We start from the raw sequence: 253 nt of genomic DNA on the forward strand, positions 1-253 counted from the left end.
GCTTCTGGTGGGCATAGACAGTGGCGCGGGATACCCCCACCAAAGCGCATTGCCCCACCACAGACACCCCATCACCGTGGTCAATCCACCCCTGCCGTATCATGACAGGCTGATCCCGGACTTTTTGTTAAGCCAATCGAGTTCTACCTTCAACCGGCCAATCTCGCTGTACAGCAGTTCCGGCTCACGATGCTCAGCCGTCGGCTTTGGCCCTCGCTTTCCTTCAAACAGCGTCTTGGCTTGCTCCTGAATT

Annotated in this window: 1 pseudogene; it reads right to left on the reverse strand. The window is 56.9% G+C overall.

Annotated elements, in window-relative coordinates:
• Nucleotides 1–253: pseudogene (locus IV91_RS19290) on the reverse strand (IS3-like element ISAfe17 family transposase); the annotation flags it as partial.

The organism is Ferrovum myxofaciens (assembly GCF_000735045.1).
Classification (GTDB): domain Bacteria; phylum Pseudomonadota; class Gammaproteobacteria; order Burkholderiales; family Ferrovaceae; genus Ferrovum; species Ferrovum myxofaciens.